Genomic DNA, 16,170 nt, shown 5'->3' with positions numbered 1-16,170 from the left:
CCCGAACCCTCTCTTTATATTGAGAATTTTGGGGTTTGCTGAATCTATCTCCCACTTCCGTCACCCCGGCCTTGAGCCGGGGTCCAGGGGGGGCTTCCGTAAGCATCGTCGTTTGTGACCCCTGGGTCCCGGCTCAAGGCCGGGACGACGATAGAGGGCAGCCCATGATTTCACCCTTTCGGGTCCAGCGCCCGCTGCAGCCCGTCGCCCAGCAGGTTGAACCCCAGAACGGTGGCGAAGATGGCGATGCCCGGCCAGAAGGCCAGCAGCGGGGCGCTCCACACCACGTCCATGGCTCCGGTCAGCATGTTGCCCCACGATGCCAGCGGCGGGCGGATGCCGAGCCCCAGGAAGGACAGCGCGCTTTCGATCAGGATGATGTTGCCCACCGACAGCGTGGTGGCCACCACGATGGGCGAGGCGACGTTGGGCAGGATGTGGCGCAGCATGACGCGCCCGGGGCGGGCGCCCATGGCCTCGGCGGCGCGGACATAGTCGCGGGTGCGCACCGACAGGGTGGCGGCGCGCACCAGCCGGGCCACGCCGGTCCAGGCGATGCAGGCGATGATCAGGGCGGGGCGCAGCATGGCGAAGATCTCGGATTCGGTCACGCCGGGCGGCACGCCCAGCTTGGCGGGGTCGGCGGCGGCCATGACGATCAGCAAGGGCAGCAGCGGCAGCGACATCACCCCGTCGGTGAGGCGCATCAGCACGGAATCGGCCCAGCCGCCGTGATAGCCGGCCAGCAGCCCGATGGTGGTGCCGATCAGCGCCGCCATCAGGGCGGTGATTGCGGCGACTCCCAGAGACACCAGACCGCCCTGGGCGAGGCGGGCGGCGATGTCGCGGCCCAGATCGTCGGTGCCCAGAAGATGGGCCGGGGACGGCGGATCGAAGCGCAGGGCAAGGTCCATGGCTTCGGGGGCGGGCAGTCCCCACGGGGCGGCCAGCACGGCGGCCAGCAGCAGCAGTAGGATGGCGGCGCCCGCCCTCATGGCCGGCCGATCCGGGGGTCGAGGCGGCCATAGGCCAGGTCGGCGAGGACCGAGCCCGCCAGGGTCATGGCGGTGGCCAGCAGCAGCCCCGACAGGGCGAGATTGAAGTCGTTGCCCATCACCGCCTCGTAGATCAGGCGGCCCATGCCGGGCCAGGCGAACACCGTCTCGGTGATCAGCGCGCCGGAGAACAATCCGCCGAATTCCAGCGCCACGATGGTGGTGATGGGCAGCAGGGCGTTGCGCAACTGATGGCCCAGCACCACCCGGGCGGGGCCGCAGCCCTTGGCCCGTGCCGTGCGGATGTAGTCGGCGGCGGCCTCGTTGATCATGGCGGCCCGCATGTGCCGCGCCGCCTGACCGATGCCGGCCAGCGCCAGGGCGGAGACCGGCAGGATCATGTGGCGCAGCCTGTCGGCCAGCCCGCCGCCGCCCACCGTCTCCACTCCACCGGCGGGCAGCCAGCCCAGCGACACGGCGAACACCACGATCAGCATCAGCCCCAGCCAGAACACCGGCACCGACACCGAGGCGAAGGCCAGCAGGTTGACCAGCCGGTCCAGCGGGCCGCCGGGCCGGAGCGAGGCGAGGATGCCGAGCGGAATGGCGATGGACAGGGACAGGATCATGGCCGACAGCATCAGCAGCGCGCTGTTGCCCAGCGCCGGGGCCATGGCCTCGGCCACCGGGCGGGCGTAGAGGCGGGAATAGCCGAGCTCGCCCTGGAGCAATTGCCCCAGCCAGCGCAGCCAGCGCTCGGTCCATGGCCGGTCGAGGCCGTAAAGCGTCTTGAGCCTGAGCGCGTCCTCGGAACTCATGCGCGGGTCGCCGGCGATCATCAGGTCGATGGGGTCGCCGGGCATCAGGCCCATCAGGCCGTAGACCACGAAGGACATGGCCAGCAGGACGAGGGCCGACTGTATCAGTCTTGCGGTCACTCCCACCGCCAGTGCTCGGCCCAATAGGGGGAGGGGTCCTGGTGGCCGGTGGGCCGCACCCCCTTCAGCGCCTTGGGCAGGATGAAGGAATCCGACTTGAAGAACAGCGGCAGCGCCGGCAGGTCGGCGGCGTAAAGGGCCTGGACGTCGCGCCACAGGACCTTGCGCTTGTCCTTGTCCAGCTCCACCTCGACGGCATCGATCAGCCTGTCCATGGCGGGGCTGGCATAGCCGGTGTAGTTCTGGCCCGACCAGTTGTTGGCCGCGTGGGGGATCATGGCGGAGTGCAGGGTCGAGCGCGGCACGCTTTCGGGGGCCGAGTACCAGGCGAACAGCGCCATGTGGGGGAATTTGCGCCGGGTCACCGTGTCGCCGAACATGACGCGCGGCGGTTCGGTCTTGATCCGGAGATCGACGCCGATCTTCTTCCACTGGGCCTGCATCACCTGGGCCACCAGTTCGCGCGAACGGTTGCCGGCGGTGGTGACCAGCTCCAGCGACAGGCGCTCGCCCCGTTGATTGACACGGATTCCGCCGGGTCCGGCCATCCACCCGGCCTCGTCCAGCAACTGGTTGGCGCGGGCCGGGTCGAAGGCGGCCTTGGGCAGGTCGGCGGCGTAGACCCAGTCCAGCGGCGGCACCATGGATTGGGCGACGGTCTGGCGGCCCTCGAACAGCTGGCGCGAGATGGTTTCGCGGTCAAGCCCCAGCAGCAGGGCGCGGCGGACCTTCGGCTCGGACAGCAGGGGCGAGGACAGGTTGAGGTCCAGATGCTCGTAGGACAGGCTGGGCCGGGTGATCACCGCGAAGCGGGCGCCGTGGCGCTTCTCGAAGGCCAGCGCCTGCTCCAGCGGCAGGCCCAGCTCGCCGGCGATCATGTCGATGCCGCCCGACAGCAGGTTGGCCTCCAGCGAGGCGGTGTTCTCGATGGCCTTGACCACGATGCGCTTGAACGCCGGTTTGGTCCCGCCCCAATGGGCGTTGGGCTCCAGCACCACGTGGCTGCCCTGAACCACGGCGCTGATCCGGTAGGGACCGTTATAAAGGCCGGGATTGGTGGACTCCTGGTCGTAGGCGGTGCGGTTGCGGTACTCGGCGGGCGCCGCCTCGAAGCGTTTCCGCTCCACGTGGGCGGGCAGCAGGCGCAGATCGTTGATGGCGTTGTAGTCGAAGGTCAGCTTGTCCACGTGCAGGGTGAAGGTCCGCCTGTCCTTGACCTCGACGCGGGTGATGCGGCGGAACAGCTCGGCCGCCGCCACGCCGGACTGGGGATGGCGCCCCACTTCCCAGCTGAACACCACGTCGTCGGTGGAAACCGGCGTGCCGTCGGCCCATCTGGCGTCGGCGCGCAGGGTGTAGGTGGCGGCGATGCCCTTCTTGCCGCCCTCCAGGGTCTCCACCCTGGCCAGTCCGTTCTCGATGGTCGGCAGCTGTTCGCACAAGAGGCAGGTCAGCTGCCACGAGGAATCGTAGGCGGTGATGGGGCGATGGGCGAAGGCCAGGACGTAGGTCTTGGCCAGCATGGACTCGATGGAGGGGTTGAGCGTCGCGGGATACTGGGTAATCCCGATGGAAAGCTCGTCCTTGGCCCAGGCCGGGGCGGCCAGCAGGGTCGAGACGAGCAGGGGGGCGAGGCGCTTGAACATTCCCCTAGAATCGAAGCCCCGCCCCCGAGAGTCAAGCCGGGGGCGGGGCTTCGCGCATTTCGTCGCTACTTGGCCGGCGCCTGGATCAGGCTCTGACGCATCGGACAATCGACGGGCAGCTTGGCCGGGTCGATCTTGCCGTCCGGGCCGATGGCCGCCGCCATCATGCCGCGCCCATAACCGGGGCCACCGCCCCACATGCCACGGCCGTAACCGGGACCCTGACCCGGAACGAACGTGCCGTCCTTCTGGGCCTTCAGCATCTGTTCATGGCGCCAGCCGGGACCCCAGGTCTGCGGCGTCGGGGACGGGTCGGCGGCCTGGGCCGCGCACGAGGCGACGAAGGCGGCCAGGGCGAAGGCGGCGAGAGTCTTGAGGATGGTCTTCATGATTGCCTCCTGTCACTCATTCCCGCTCATGGGTGTATTAGATCATGCGAAGGTAACGGGCGGATGTCCGGCGGACGGGCAGGGGTAACAGAGTGTAACGCTTGCCTCCGTCCCCGCTTCGGGCATGATGGAAACGTTCAACTCCAGGGGGCGGGCATGGGCGACGACAGCGGCAACACCCAGAATCCGATGCAGTGGAAGTTCTTCCGGGCGGGCGGCTTCGACCAGGTGCGGCTCGACACCGGCCGGGCGCTGATGAGCCTGGGCTCGCTGGACCAGAAGCTGTGGGCGGCGCTCTCCTGCCCGACCCGGGGCATCGAGCTGGACCAGCGCACGCTGGACATCATCGATGCCGACAAGGACGGCCGCATTCGCGCCGGCGAGGTCATCGCGGTGGTGGAATGGGCCGGCAATCTCCTGAAGCAGCCCGACCTGCTGCTGCGGCGCGAGGATGCGCTTCCGCTCGCCGAGATCGACGATGCCAAGCCCGAGGGCCGCGCCGTGCTGGCCGCCGCCCGGCGCATCCTGGCCAAAAGCGGCAAGGCCGATTCCGACACCATCACCCTGGCCGAGGTGGCCGGCGTGCAGGAGGTTTTCGCCGCCAACGATTTCAACGGCGACGGCATCGTGCCGGCCGAGATCGTCGATGACCCCGCGCTTCGCTCGGTGATCGAGGACATCATCGCCTGCCTGGGCGGCGAGACCGATCGCGGCGGGCTGCCCGGAATCAACATGGACAAGGTGAAGGCCTTCTTCGAGGCCGCCCAGGCCCATGCCGACTGGGCGGCCAAGGCCGACGCCGATCCGGCCCTCAATCCGGTGGCCGGCGAATCCGGGCATGCCGCCGAGGCGGTGGCATTGGTGGCGGCCAAGCTGGACGACTGGTTCACCCGCTGCGCGCTCGCCGCCTTCGACGGCCGCGCCGCCGGACCGCTCAACCGCTCGGAGGAGGATTGGGCGGCGCTGGCCGGGCAATTGCTGTCGCCGGACTCGCCCGTCCTGGCCGAATTCCCCCTGGCCGGCGTGACCGCCGGCGCCGACCTGCCGCTGGGGGCCGGGCTCAATCCGGCCTGGGGCGCGGCCATGTCCCGCTTCAGGGCCGAGGTGGTGGTGCCGCTGCTGGGCGAGCGCGACACCCTGTCGGCCCAGGACTGGGCGGCGATCAAGGAGCGGTTCGCCGCCCGGGCCGCCTGGGCCAAGGACATGCCCGAGGGGCCGGTGGCGGGATTGGGCACCGAGCGGATCCGGGCCATCCTGGCCATGGACGCCCGGGCGGCGATCGAGAGCCTGATCGGCCAGGACCTGGCGCTGGAGGCCGAGGCCAAGGCCATCGATTCCGTGGACAAGCTGCTGCGCTGCTGCCGCGATCTGGCGGTGTTGCTGAACAATTTCGTGGCTTTCCGCGACTTCTACACCAGGAAGCACAAGGCGGTGTTCCAGGCGGGCACCCTGTTCATCGACGGCCGCTCGTGCGACCTGTGCGTCAGGGTGGAGGACCCGGCCAAGCATGCGGTGATCGCCACGCTCAGCCGCATCTATCTGGTCTATTGCGAGTGCCGGCGCAGGGGCGCCGAGGACGGCGAGAAGATGTACATCGCCGCCGCCGTCACCGATGGCGATTCCGACCAGCTGATGGTCGGGCGCAACGGCGTGTTCTATGACCGCAAGGGCGGCGATTGGGACGCCACCATCGTCCACATCGTCGATCATCCCATCAGCATCCGCCAGTCGTTCTGGGCGCCCTACAAGAAGGTGGGCAAGATCATCGCCCAGACGGTGGAGAAGATGGCCGCCGCCCGGGCCAAGGCCGCCGACGACCAGGCCGCCGCCCTGGCGGTGACGCCGAAGATTCCGCTGCCGGGCGCCAAGCCCGCTCCGGCTCCGGCCGCTCCCGCCGCCGCGCCGGCTGTTGCCGCCCCGGCCGCGCCGCCGGCTCCCTTCGACGCGGGCCGCTTCGCCGGCATCTTCGCCGCCCTGGGTCTGGCGGTAGGCGCCATCGGTACGGCGCTGGCCTCGGTGGTGACCGGCTTCCTGGCCCTGCCGTGGTGGCAGATCCCCCTGGCCCTGCTGGGCGCGGTGCTGGCGGTGTCGGGACCCAGCATGATCATCGCCTCGTTCAAGCTGCACCAGCGGCATCTGGGGCCGATCCTCGACGCCAACGGCTGGGCGGTGAACACCCACGCCCGCATCAACATCCCGTTCGGCACGGCGCTGACCCACCTCGCCAAGCTGCCCGACGGCGCCCAGCGCTCGCTGAAGGACCCCTACGCCCAGAAGGAGCCGCCGTGGCGTTCCGTGGTGTTCGCGGGTGTCGTGGTGGCGGCGCTGGTCCTGGCCTGGAAGCTGGGCTGGATCGCCAAGCTGGTGGCCTTGGTGCACAAATAGGGGGGGGGAGCGCGGGCGTCCCGCCCGCCCCCAAGAAAGCGGGCGGAACGCCCGCGCTCCGAATTACTCCGCCACGCCGTCCTTGAGGCGCTCGATTTTCGCGCCGCAGGCGGCCAGCTTTTCCTCGACCCGCTCGTAGCCGCGGTCCAGGTGGTAGACGCGGTTGACGATGGTCTCGCCCTCGGCGGCCAGGGCGGCGAGGACCAGCGACACCGAGGCGCGCAGGTCGGTGGCCATCACCTGGGCGCCCGACAGCCTGGGCGTGCCGCGCACGATGGCCGACGAGCCGTGGACGTTGATGCGCGCTCCCATGCGGGTCATCTCGGGAACGTGCATGAAGCGGTTCTCGAAGATGGTCTCGGTGATCATGGAGGCGCCATGGGCCGTGGACATCAGCGCCATCAGCTGGGCCTGCATGTCGGTGGGGAAGCCGGGATAGGGCTCGGTCATGATGTCGACGCCGGTGATCTCGCCCTGGTCGGCGCGCACCCGCATGCCGCGCGGAGTCTCCTCCACCTGGACGCCGCACTCGGTCAGCACCTTGTTGACGGATTCCATCAGGTCGAAGCGGGCGCCCACCAGCTCGATGTCGCCCCTGGTGATGGCGGCGGCCACGGCGTAGGTGCCGGTCTCGATGCGGTCGGGCACCACCGAGTACTCGGCGCCGTGCAGGCTTTCCACGCCCCGGACCTTCAGGGTGCCGGTGCCGATGCCCTCGATGTGGGCGCCCATGGCCACCAGGCACTCGGCCAGATCGGTGATCTCGGGCTCGCGCGCCGCGTTGGCGATCACCGTCTCGCCCTCGGCCAGGGTGGCGGCCATCAGGATGTTCTCGGTGCCACCCACGGTGACCTGCGGGAAGATGATGTGGGCGCCCTTGAGGCGGCCCTTGACGGACGCCACGATGTAGCCGCCGTCCAGCTCGATCCTGGCGCCCATCTGCTCCAGGGCCTTCAGGTGCAGATCCACCGGACGGGTGCCGATGGCGCAGCCGCCGGGAAGCGACACGCGGGCCTCGCCGCAGCGGGCCAGCAGCGGCCCCAGCACCAGCACGCTGGCGCGCATCTTGCGCACCAGATCGTAGGGCGCGGTGGTGTTGCCGATGGTGGCGGCGGTCAGCTCCAGCACCCGTCCTGTATGGCCGCCGTTGGAGGCATGGCCGTTCAGCGCCATCGTCACCCCGTGCTGGGCCAGCAGATTGGCCATGGTGGTGATGTCCACCAGATGGGGCAGGTTGGACAGCGCCAGGGTCTCCCCGGTCAGCAGGCAGGCGGGCATCAGCGCCAGGGCGGCGTTCTTGGCGCCGCCGATGGTGATGGTGCCCTTGAGCGGCGTCCCGCCGATGATGCGGATCCTGTCCATGCTTGGTCCTTGAGAGCGCGAGGGGGAAACGGAAGGCCCCCTTTAGCGCCCCCCCTTGCCAAGGTCAAGGTCCGCGACTAAAACCGCTCCCATGATTCTGACACCCATCGACCATACCGGCTTCGCCCGGCTGAAATGCGAATTCGAAGCGGCCCTGGCCATTGATCCGCTGGCGCTCGCCGTGTTCCGCCGCGTCACCGCCCTGGTGCCCGAGGACGATCTGCTGACGCTGTCCACCGAGCCCCAGCACCGGAAGGAGGCGGTGGAGCTGTGCCGCCGCTTCGGCTTCAAGATCCTGGAGATGAGCCCCCAGGAGCACTTCACCTGGGATGGCGAGGCGGTGGCGGTGCATCTGGAGCCCAGCGTGCTGATCCACGAGGTGGCCCATTACCAGCTGTCCTCGCCCCAGCGCCGCACTGTGCTGGATTTCGGCCTGGGCGCCGGGCCGGAGACGGGGCGCAAGGCCGAGGCCGACGCGGTGCAGTCGCTGTTCCTGCCCGAGCGCGACGTGGAGGAGGGGCTGTGCTCCCTGCTCGGCATCCTGTGGGAGGCCGAACTGGGCCAGCCCGCCGTGCTGGCCTTCCTCGAGCAGAACTGGCTGGAAGGCGGCAGCAGCCTCCACAACCTCGCCCATTTCCGCAAGGTGGTGCGCTGGCTGCACGAGATGGGCCTGATCGACGACAGCGGTGCCCCCACCATGGGGCTGCGTGAAGAAGGCGACGACACCTTCTTCACCCGCTGGTACGCCGATTGCTGATCTATTCGATCTGTCATCCTGACGACCAACGGGAGGAAGGATCTCGTTCTGGCACGGTGTTTCAGAACCGGCACCATCGTGCCAGGCGGAGATTCCTCGCATACGCTCGGAATGACAGGTTTTAGAAAAGCTTACCCCTTCCGCCTGATCTCATAGGCCTGCAGATGGGCCAGGGCGGTGCGCAGCATGGGAGCGGCCAGCCCGGCGGCGCGGGCGCGGCGAACCATGTCGCCGACGATGTGCTCGCCCTCGGTGGGGCCGCCGGCCTCCAGGTCGCGCATCATGGAGGCGGTCATGGCCGAGCCCTTCTGGGTCAGGAAGCCCAGCGCCAGGTCGCGGGCCTCGGGGCGCGGCCCATGTCCGGCATGGGACGCCACCCCGGCGCATTCCTCGAACATCTCCCGCGTGAAGGCCTCGCCCTCCTCGGTCGCCACGATGGTGCCGACGCTGGCCCGCATCAGACAGGTCATGCCGGCCAGCGGGGCCAGCAGAACGTACTTCTCCCAGGCCTCCTGCATGATCTCGGGCGAATGGCGGGTCTCGCACTTGGCGCCGGCGAAGGCCCTGGCCAGCGCCTCGGTCCGCGCCGAGGTGCCCCCCGACCGCTCGCCGAAGGTGATGCGGTGGATAGTGTTCATGTGCAGGATCTGCCCGTCCGCACCCAGGGTGGAGAAGATGTGGCACAGCCCGCCGATCACCCGCCCGGCCCCGAAGGCCGCGTCCAGCGGACCGTAATGGGCCAGCCCGTTCAGGATGGGCACCACGGTGGAGTCCGGCCCCACCGCCGGCGCGATGGCCTTGATGGACTCGTCCAGGTCATAGGCCTTGCACGACAGCAGCACCATGTCCCAGTGACCCGACAGGGTATCGGCGGTCACCGTCCTGACCGGGAATTTGGCGTCGCCGTGCGGGCTCTCGATGGAAAGGCCATTGGCGGCCAGCAACTGAGCGCGCTTGGGCCGCACCAGAAAGGTCACATCGGCCCCGGCCTCCGCCAGCCGTCCCCCGAAATACCCCCCCGTCGCTCCCGCGCCCAGAACCAAAATCCGCATCATCCGCCTCCGGTATTACCAGTGCCGTCGAGGCTAGCGGAGACGGGGGCGGGGGGCAAGGGGATGGGGGCGCTCGTCTTCCCCACTGCCCTTCGACCGCTTCTTTGCTATGATCCCCGGTGGAGGATGAATAATGGCCGGTTCGCTGAATCCGCGGGATGACCCCAACCTGGAAAGGCTGTTACAGCGCATCGTCCCCGCGCTCCAGCCCGAGGCCGTCTATCTGTTCGGGTCGCGGGCACGCGGCACCAACCGCCCTGACAGCGATTACGACCTGCTCGTGGTGATGCCCGACGACACGCCGCCCGAGAAATTGAGCATGCTGAACGCATTCGAGGCCACCAGCGGCTTCGACGTGGCCGTGGAGGTGATCCCCTGCCGCCGCTCGGTGTTCGAACGCAAGAAGCTGGTGCCGGGAACCCTCAGCCGCGCCGCCTGGTCCGAAGGGCGCCTCGTCCATGGACATTGACGAGGTCCGCCCCTGGCTGGCGGTGGTCGAACGCGACCTGAAAGCCGCCCGCAATTGCCTGTTCGGCCCCGAACCCACCGGGGAAGCAGCCGCCTATCATTGCCAGCAGGCCGCCGAGAAACTGGTCAAGGCCGTCCTGGTGAGCGCGGGCATCAATGCGCCGTATTCCCACGATATTCGTGTCTTGGTGGGGTTGCTGCCGCCGTCGTCCCTCACCGCCATGCTGGCGCCGCTGGCCCGCTTCACCCCCTATGCCACGGCCTACCGCTACCCGGTCGATGATCCCCTGGGCCTGCCGCCGCCTCCGTCCATTGATGAAATCAACGGCTGGGTCGGGGAAATCGAGGCCGCCCTTGAGGAACTGCTGCGCCGCATCGGGTGAAGGAGAAGGCGGCTTTTGCCGGATGCGAGGGTTTTACCCTCGCGCTCCCACCAGGAGCCGGGGCTCCTGGACCTGATGGGGTGGGGATTATCGAATTGATAGCGCACATGAGGTTGCGCAGAATCTGCCTTTTAGAGGACTCAACAAGTGAGCCATGTGAGAATATTAGGTTCGACGTAGGTGGCAGGCTTCTACAAATGCTTTACCTGCAATGGTGGGGTTGACCCGCCCAAACATCTCACCGCCACCCCAGGTCATGCCGGGGCGCAAACATCCGAGACGAACTAGGTTGCTGAGCGAAATGACAATTTCCTCGCTTGGGGGAGGTAGTTCATTTTCCTTCTCATCCACAACATGGGCACTAATGGGGAGTTTGGCGGTGGCTATACCGCGATGTTGGCTTTCATCGAACGGCAAGTCGTACAGCACATCAAGAAGGCATGCATCCAGTGGTGTTATTTGCTCAAGAATTGCCGCGTAAGAACGACGAATTTCACCATGAAAATCGGCGTTCGCAGCGTTGACAAGTAACATAGCCCATCGGTCTTGAAGGTCATCATTTTCCTCAAGGCTGGCTCCCTGTAATATAGGTATCGCAATATTTAATGGAATTTGACGAGTTGGGGCCTTAAGTCCGATGTTCGTGAGAAATTCCTGTGCGCGTTGCATTAGCCTTACCTGCCGCTCCCAGCGCATATATTTGAGTTTATCTTCAAATATTCCAATTCCCTGCTCAATTGGGCCGGAGATAAATTTTGAAATAAAGATCCCAGCTTCACGGGCTGCGTCTATTGCTTTTCCTGTGCTCTTTGCTACCTCTTGTATGGCCTTTGCCTCTGCTTCCACAGAATGCCCTCCGAAATAAGTGTAAATTAGTTTGAAACATATACCATTGGCGTTGTCCTGAGCCAATCAACTTTTGCAATTGAATACCCGCTTCTGGCCTATCAAAGGCGGCGCGGCGAATTAGGGCGTGGCACAATATTAGAAGATCGCATGAGCATATTCAACAACCTAAGCGGGTTGAAAGCAGTCAACGCGGTAGTTTGGATGAAATGGACTCTGAGCCCATTTCATCCATCAACAAATCCCCCTCACACCCCATCGAACACCATAGCCCCTGGCAGAAGGGCGGCGTCGAGAACGCCATCGGGCGAATGCGGCGGGGACTGCCGCGAAAAACAGATCTCGCGGCAGTTTCCCAGGCCGATCTGGACGACCTGGCCATGGACTACAACCTCACCCCGCGAAAGTGCCTCGGATATCGAACTCCGCTTGAGGCTTTCCTCGGAAAAGCCATCGATCTCGGTGTTGCACTTGAAATGTGAGTCCATCCGGTCCGCACCTCGGCAATGTCGATGTGGAAATAGCCGATGGGATAGGCCTTGAACTTCTTCTTGGCCGGTTTGTCACCCTCAGTCTCCGGCAGACGGCTGATGCCGTGGCGCTGCAAGCAACGATGCAAAGCAGAGCGGGTCAGGTGCGGGATCGTCGCCTGTAAGGCGTACAGGCAATCGTCCAACGGCAACAAGGTATGGCGGCGGAAGGCCACGATGATGGCCTCCTCCTCGATGCTCAGCACCGTGGATTTGGCTTCCTTCGGCCCCGTCGGCAGATCGCTGACGGATCGGCGCTTCTTCCACTTGGCAACCGTTTTGGGGTTGATCCCGTAACGCTTGGCAAGGGCCCTCAGGCTCTCTTGACTATCTTGTATTGCTCGACGGACTGCCTCTGTCGTCGTGGCGCTGCCGTGTAGAACCTGGCCCATAGTGCCTCCTTCCACTCCGTGGACAAGAATGCACCATCAAATGCCGGGACTAAACATCTAAAGGGGGTCCGGGGCATCGCCCCGGATGGGTGCGGGCGATAGCCCGCCATCGGTCTCATCCGTCATCCCGGCCGAGGGGAAGCGCCCTTCACTCACCGTCCTGCGGCTTTGGTGAAAGGCCCTTCGCCCTTGGCTCAGGGTGACAGTACGGTCCTACTCCGCCGCCGCCTTGTCCCCGCCCGCCGGCGGCGGGGCGTCGGGGAGGCCGGCGAAGCGGCGCAGCATGGCGAAGCGGCGGCGCAGCTGGCTTTCGGCGCTTTCGACCAGCTGGCGGTACCGCTCGGGGTCGGCGCGTTCCACCATCTGGAAGCGGGCCTCGCCCTTCATGAAGTCGTACAGCTTGCCGTTGGGCTCCTTGCTGTCGAGGGTGAGCGGGCTTTCGCCGGTGCCCATCTTGCGCGGGTCCCAGCGGTAGAGCGGCCAGTAGCCGGCTTCCACCGCCATCTTCTGCTGGTCCAGGCCGTGGGCCAGGTCGTAGCCGTGGGCGATGCAGTGGGAGTAGGCGACGATCAGCGAGACGCCGGGATAGCTGACGGCATCCTGGAAGGCGCGCATGGTCTGCACGTCCTTGGAGCCGAAGGCCACGTTGGCGACGTAGACGTCCTCGTAGGCCATGGCCATCATGCCCAAATCCTTCTTGGGCAGGGTCTTGCCGGCGATGGCGAACTTGGCCGAGGCGCCGATGGGGGTGGCCTTGGATTGCTGGCCGCCGGTGTTGGAATAAACCTCGGTGTCCATGACCAGGATGTTGACGTTCTTGCCCGAGGCGAAGACGTGGTCCAGGCCGCCATAGCCGATGTCATAGGCCCAGCCGTCGCCGCCGACGATCCACACCACCTTCTCGACCAGATAATCGGCCACCTGCTCCAGCTGGCGGGCCTCCGCCGACTTCAGGCCGGCGAGAACCTTCCTGAGGTCGAGGATGCGGTTGCGCTGGACGGCGATCTCCACCTCGGTGCCCTGGGGCGCGTGGGCGATCTCGTTGGCCAGCTTCTCCGGCACCTGGCCGGTGGTGGTCAGCGCGGCCAGCAGCAGCTTGGCCTGGTTCTTGTGCTGGTCTACCGCCAGGCGGAAGCCGAAGCCGAACTCGGCATTGTCCTCGAACAGCGAGTTGGCCCAGGCGGGGCCGCGTCCCTCGGCGTTCTGGGTGTAGGGCGTGGTGGGCAGGTTGCCGCCATAGATGGACGAGCAGCCGGTGGCATTGGCGATCATCAGGCGATCGCCCCACAGCTGGGTCATCAGCTTGATATAAGGAGTCTCGCCGCAACCCAGGCAGGCGCCGGAGAACTCGAACAGGGGCTGCAGCAGCTGCGCGGTCTTCACCGTGGGCGTGCCCAGCTTCTCCTTATTCACTTCCGGCAGGTCGACGAAGAACGCCCAGTTCTTCTTCTCGGTCTCGAGGATCGGGTCCTTGGCCTCCATGCGCAGCGCCAGGCGGTTGGGGTCCTTCTTGTCCTTGCCGGGGCAGACCTTGACGCACAGCGTGCAGCCGGTGCAGTCCTCTGGCGCCACCTGGATGATGTAGGCGTCGCCCTTGAACTCGGCGCCGCGATAATCCATGCGCTTGAACGAGGCGGGCGCGTTCGCCATGTCGGCCGGGCTGGCCACCTTGGCGCGGATGGCGGCGTGCGGGCAGACCAGGGCGCACTTGTTGCACTGGATGCAGGGGCCTTCGTCCCAGACCGGGATTTCGGCGGCGATGTTGCGGCGTTCGAAGCGGGCGGTGCCGGTGGGCCACACGCCATCCACCGGGAAGGCGGAGACGGGCAGCTTATCGCCGTGATTGGCCAGCATCAGGGCCGAGACGCGCTTGACGAAGTCGGGCGAGTCCTCGGGCACGATGGGCGGCAGCGAGCGGTTGGAGGTGGCTTCGGCCGGGATGGCGACCTCGTGCATGTGGTGCAGGGTCTCGTCCACCGCCTCGAAGTTCTTGGCCACCAGCTTTTCCGACTTGCGGCCGTAGGTCTTCTCGATGGCCTTCTTGATGTGGCCGATGGCCTCGTCCCTGGGCAGCACGCCGGACAGCGCGAAGAAGCAGGTCTGCATGATGGTGTTGATGCGGTTGCCCATGCCGGTGGCCAGGGCCACCTTGCGGGCGTCGATCACATGCACCTTGATCTGCTTGTCGATGATCTCCTGCTGCACCTCGCGCGGCAGGTGGGTCCACACCTCGTCGGCGGGATAGGGCGAGTTCAGCAGGAAGGTGGCGCCCTTGGCGGCGTAGCGCAGCACCTCGTACTTGTCCAGGAAGACGAAGTGGTGGCAGGCCACGAAGTCGGCGTCGCCGGAATCCAGCAGATAGGCGGACTGGATGGGCTCGGGGGAGAAGCGCAGGTGCGAGATGGTGATGGCGCCCGACTTCTTCGAGTCATAGACGAAGTAACCCTGGCCCTGGAAGCCGGCGTTCTCGGCGATGATCTTGATGGAGTTCTTGTTGGCGCCCACCGTGCCGTCGGCGCCCAGGCCGAAGAACACGGCGCTCTTGACCTTGGGCTGGTCCAGCTTGAACGACGCGTCCGGCTCCAGCGACAGATGGGTGACGTCGTCGGTGATGCCCACGGTGAAGCGGCGCTTCGGGCTGGCCTTCGCCAGTTCGTTGAACACCGCCTTGGCCATGCCGGGGGTGAATTCCTTCGACGCCAGGCCATAGCGGCCGCCGATGATCACCGGGTCGGCGGCGGTGGCGCGGTTGCCCGTCGCCTTGGCCTCGGCCAGGGCGGCCAGCACGTCGAGATAGAGCGGCTCGCCGATGGCGCCCGGCTCCTTGCAGCGGTCCAGAACGGCGATGGCGCGCACGCTGGTGGGCAGGGCGGAGACGAAGGCGTCGATGGAGAAGGGACGGAACAGGCGGACCTTCAGCACGCCCACCTTCTCGCCCTTGGCGGCCAGGGCGGTGACGGTCTCGTGCACGGTCTCGGCGCCCGAGCCCATGATGATCACCACCCGCTCGGCCTCGGGGTGGCCGCAATAGTCGAACAGCTTGTAGGCGCGGCCCGTCAGCTTGGCGAAGGCGTCCATCTCCTGCTGCACGATGCCGGGGCAGGCCTCGTACCAGGGATTGCGGGCCTCCTGCATCTGGAAGAAGGTATCCGGGTTCTGCGCCGTGCCGCGCAGGGTCGGATGGTCGGGGGACAGCGCCCGGGCGCGGTGCGCCGCGATGGAATCGGCGTCCAGCAGGGCCAGCAGGTCCTCGTCGTTCAGCTCCTCGATCTTGGTGACCTCGTGCGAGGTGCGGAAGCCGTCGAAGAAGTGCAGGAACGGCACCCGGGCCCTCAGCGTCGAGGCATGGGCGATGGCCGCCATGTCGTGGGCTTCCTGGCCCGAGCCCGAGGCCAGCAGCCCGAAGCCGGTCTGGCGGCAGGCCATCACGTCGGAATGGTCGCCGAAGATGGACAGGCCGTGGGTGGCCACGGTGCGCGCCGTGACGTGCATGCAGAAGCTCGTCAGCTCGCCGGCGATCTTGTACATGTTGGGAATCATCAGCAGCAGGCCCTGGCTGGCCGTGAACGTGGTCGCCAGCGAGCCCGCCTGCAGCGCGCCGTGCACCGCGCCGGCGGCGCCGCCCTCGTGCTGCATCTCGGCCACGTCGGGGACCACGCCCCAGATGTTCTTGCGCCCTTCCGAGGCCCACTGGTCGGCCAGTTCGCCCATGGTGGAAGACGGCGTGATCGGATAGATCGCCGCCACCTCGCTGACCCGGTAAGCCACCGAGGCGCACGCCTCGTTGCCGTCGACCGTGATCAAAGCCCTGTCTGCCATGTCTTTCCCACTCTCTAAGTTCATTGCCCGTTTTGGGCCTTGGAAAACGGGCGCGAATCGGCGCCGCGCCCTGCTTTCGGAAGGCTCGGAAGAATAGACGGCGGCCTCGCGGGTCCGCAAGTCCCTTACGAATCGGCCCCTCAAAAAGTAATAAAGTTCTGCGGCGCCGCATCTATATATGCAGACCGTCCCGCAGGGCTTCCGGCGT

12 protein-coding genes and 2 pseudogenes are annotated in these 16,170 nt (G+C 66.7%); 5 read left to right on the top strand and 9 right to left on the bottom strand.

Going from position 1 to position 16,170, the window contains the following annotated elements; all coding sequences use genetic code 11:
• Positions 1-170 precede the first annotated feature (170 nt).
• The 4 genes from ACV4UZ_RS20235 to ACV4UZ_RS20220 all read right to left on the bottom strand — a co-directional run bounded on the left by ACV4UZ_RS20235 (position 171) and on the right by ACV4UZ_RS20220 (position 3,968).
• The gene (locus ACV4UZ_RS20235; protein WP_491602592.1) at positions 171-995 is read right to left on the bottom strand and encodes an ABC transporter permease; all 825 of its coding nucleotides are present in this window, start codon (positions 993-995) and stop codon (positions 171-173) included.
• The gene (locus ACV4UZ_RS20230; protein ID WP_491602591.1) at positions 992-1,933 is read right to left on the bottom strand and encodes an ABC transporter permease; all 942 of its coding nucleotides are present in this window, start codon (positions 1,931-1,933) and stop codon (positions 992-994) included. Before ACV4UZ_RS20230 ends, ACV4UZ_RS20235 begins: the two co-directional genes overlap by 4 nt.
• The gene (locus ACV4UZ_RS20225; RefSeq protein WP_491602590.1) at positions 1,930-3,579 is read right to left on the bottom strand and encodes a peptide ABC transporter substrate-binding protein; all 1,650 of its coding nucleotides are present in this window, start codon (positions 3,577-3,579) and stop codon (positions 1,930-1,932) included. Before ACV4UZ_RS20225 ends, ACV4UZ_RS20230 begins: the two co-directional genes overlap by 4 nt.
• 65 nt (positions 3,580-3,644) lie before the next feature.
• Complete coding sequence (locus ACV4UZ_RS20220) at positions 3,645-3,968, bottom strand: hypothetical protein (protein WP_491602589.1); 324 nt, start codon at positions 3,966-3,968, stop codon at positions 3,645-3,647.
• Between the two features lie 156 nt (positions 3,969-4,124).
• On the opposite strand from ACV4UZ_RS20220, the gene ACV4UZ_RS20215 reads away from it, so the two are divergent.
• The gene (locus tag ACV4UZ_RS20215) at positions 4,125-6,353 is read left to right on the top strand and encodes a hypothetical protein (RefSeq protein WP_491602588.1); all 2,229 of its coding nucleotides are present in this window, start codon (positions 4,125-4,127) and stop codon (positions 6,351-6,353) included.
• A gap of 63 nt (positions 6,354-6,416) precedes the next feature.
• Here the strand turns inward: ACV4UZ_RS20215 and murA are convergent, their stop codons facing one another.
• Complete coding sequence (gene murA, locus ACV4UZ_RS20210) at positions 6,417-7,715, bottom strand: UDP-N-acetylglucosamine 1-carboxyvinyltransferase (protein WP_491602587.1); 1,299 nt, start codon at positions 7,713-7,715, stop codon at positions 6,417-6,419.
• A 91-nt stretch (positions 7,716-7,806) separates the two neighbouring features.
• On the opposite strand from murA, the gene ACV4UZ_RS20205 reads away from it, so the two are divergent.
• Positions 7,807-8,472, top strand: a complete 666-nt coding sequence (locus ACV4UZ_RS20205) for a hypothetical protein (protein WP_491602586.1) — start codon at positions 7,807-7,809, stop codon at positions 8,470-8,472.
• A gap of 131 nt (positions 8,473-8,603) precedes the next feature.
• Here ACV4UZ_RS20205 and panE read toward each other — a convergent pair whose 3' ends face one another.
• Entirely contained in the window at positions 8,604-9,524 is a 921-nt protein-coding gene (panE, locus tag ACV4UZ_RS20200; protein WP_491602585.1) for a 2-dehydropantoate 2-reductase, read from the bottom strand.
• Positions 9,525-9,657: 133 nt separating this feature from the next.
• Here panE and ACV4UZ_RS20195 point away from each other — a divergent pair, with 133 nt between their 5' ends.
• The gene (locus ACV4UZ_RS20195) at positions 9,658-9,993 is read left to right on the top strand and encodes a nucleotidyltransferase domain-containing protein (protein WP_491602584.1); all 336 of its coding nucleotides are present in this window, start codon (positions 9,658-9,660) and stop codon (positions 9,991-9,993) included.
• The gene (locus tag ACV4UZ_RS20190) at positions 9,983-10,375 is read left to right on the top strand and encodes a HEPN domain-containing protein (RefSeq protein ID WP_491602583.1); all 393 of its coding nucleotides are present in this window, start codon (positions 9,983-9,985) and stop codon (positions 10,373-10,375) included. Before ACV4UZ_RS20195 ends, ACV4UZ_RS20190 begins: the two co-directional genes overlap by 11 nt.
• A gap of 165 nt (positions 10,376-10,540) precedes the next feature.
• Here ACV4UZ_RS20190 and ACV4UZ_RS20185 read toward each other — a convergent pair whose 3' ends face one another.
• Positions 10,541-11,221, bottom strand: coding sequence for an Abi-alpha family protein (locus tag ACV4UZ_RS20185; RefSeq protein WP_491602582.1), 681 nt, complete (start codon positions 11,219-11,221; stop codon positions 10,541-10,543).
• Positions 11,222-11,490: 269 nt separating this feature from the next.
• Between ACV4UZ_RS20185 and ACV4UZ_RS20180 the strand changes: the two are divergent.
• Positions 11,491-11,703 (top strand): annotated as a pseudogene (locus ACV4UZ_RS20180) (transposase); the annotation flags it as partial.
• Here the strand turns inward: ACV4UZ_RS20180 and ACV4UZ_RS20175 are convergent.
• Together ACV4UZ_RS20175 and nifJ are read right to left on the bottom strand one after the other, a co-directional pair.
• Positions 11,667-12,143: pseudogene (locus ACV4UZ_RS20175) on the bottom strand (transposase family protein); the annotation flags it as partial. The pseudogenes ACV4UZ_RS20180 and ACV4UZ_RS20175 sit on opposite strands and share 37 nt — an antisense overlap.
• A gap of 213 nt (positions 12,144-12,356) precedes the next feature.
• A complete protein-coding gene (nifJ, locus tag ACV4UZ_RS20170) occupies positions 12,357-15,962 on the bottom strand; it encodes a pyruvate:ferredoxin (flavodoxin) oxidoreductase (protein WP_491602581.1) in 3,606 nt (1,201 codons plus the stop codon).
• Positions 15,963-16,170: the final 208 nt, after the last annotated feature.

It is taken from the genome of Paramagnetospirillum sp., from assembly GCF_058402745.1.
Note: the sequence above shows the minus strand (reverse complement) of the source record. Positions and strands in the feature narration are given on the sequence as shown.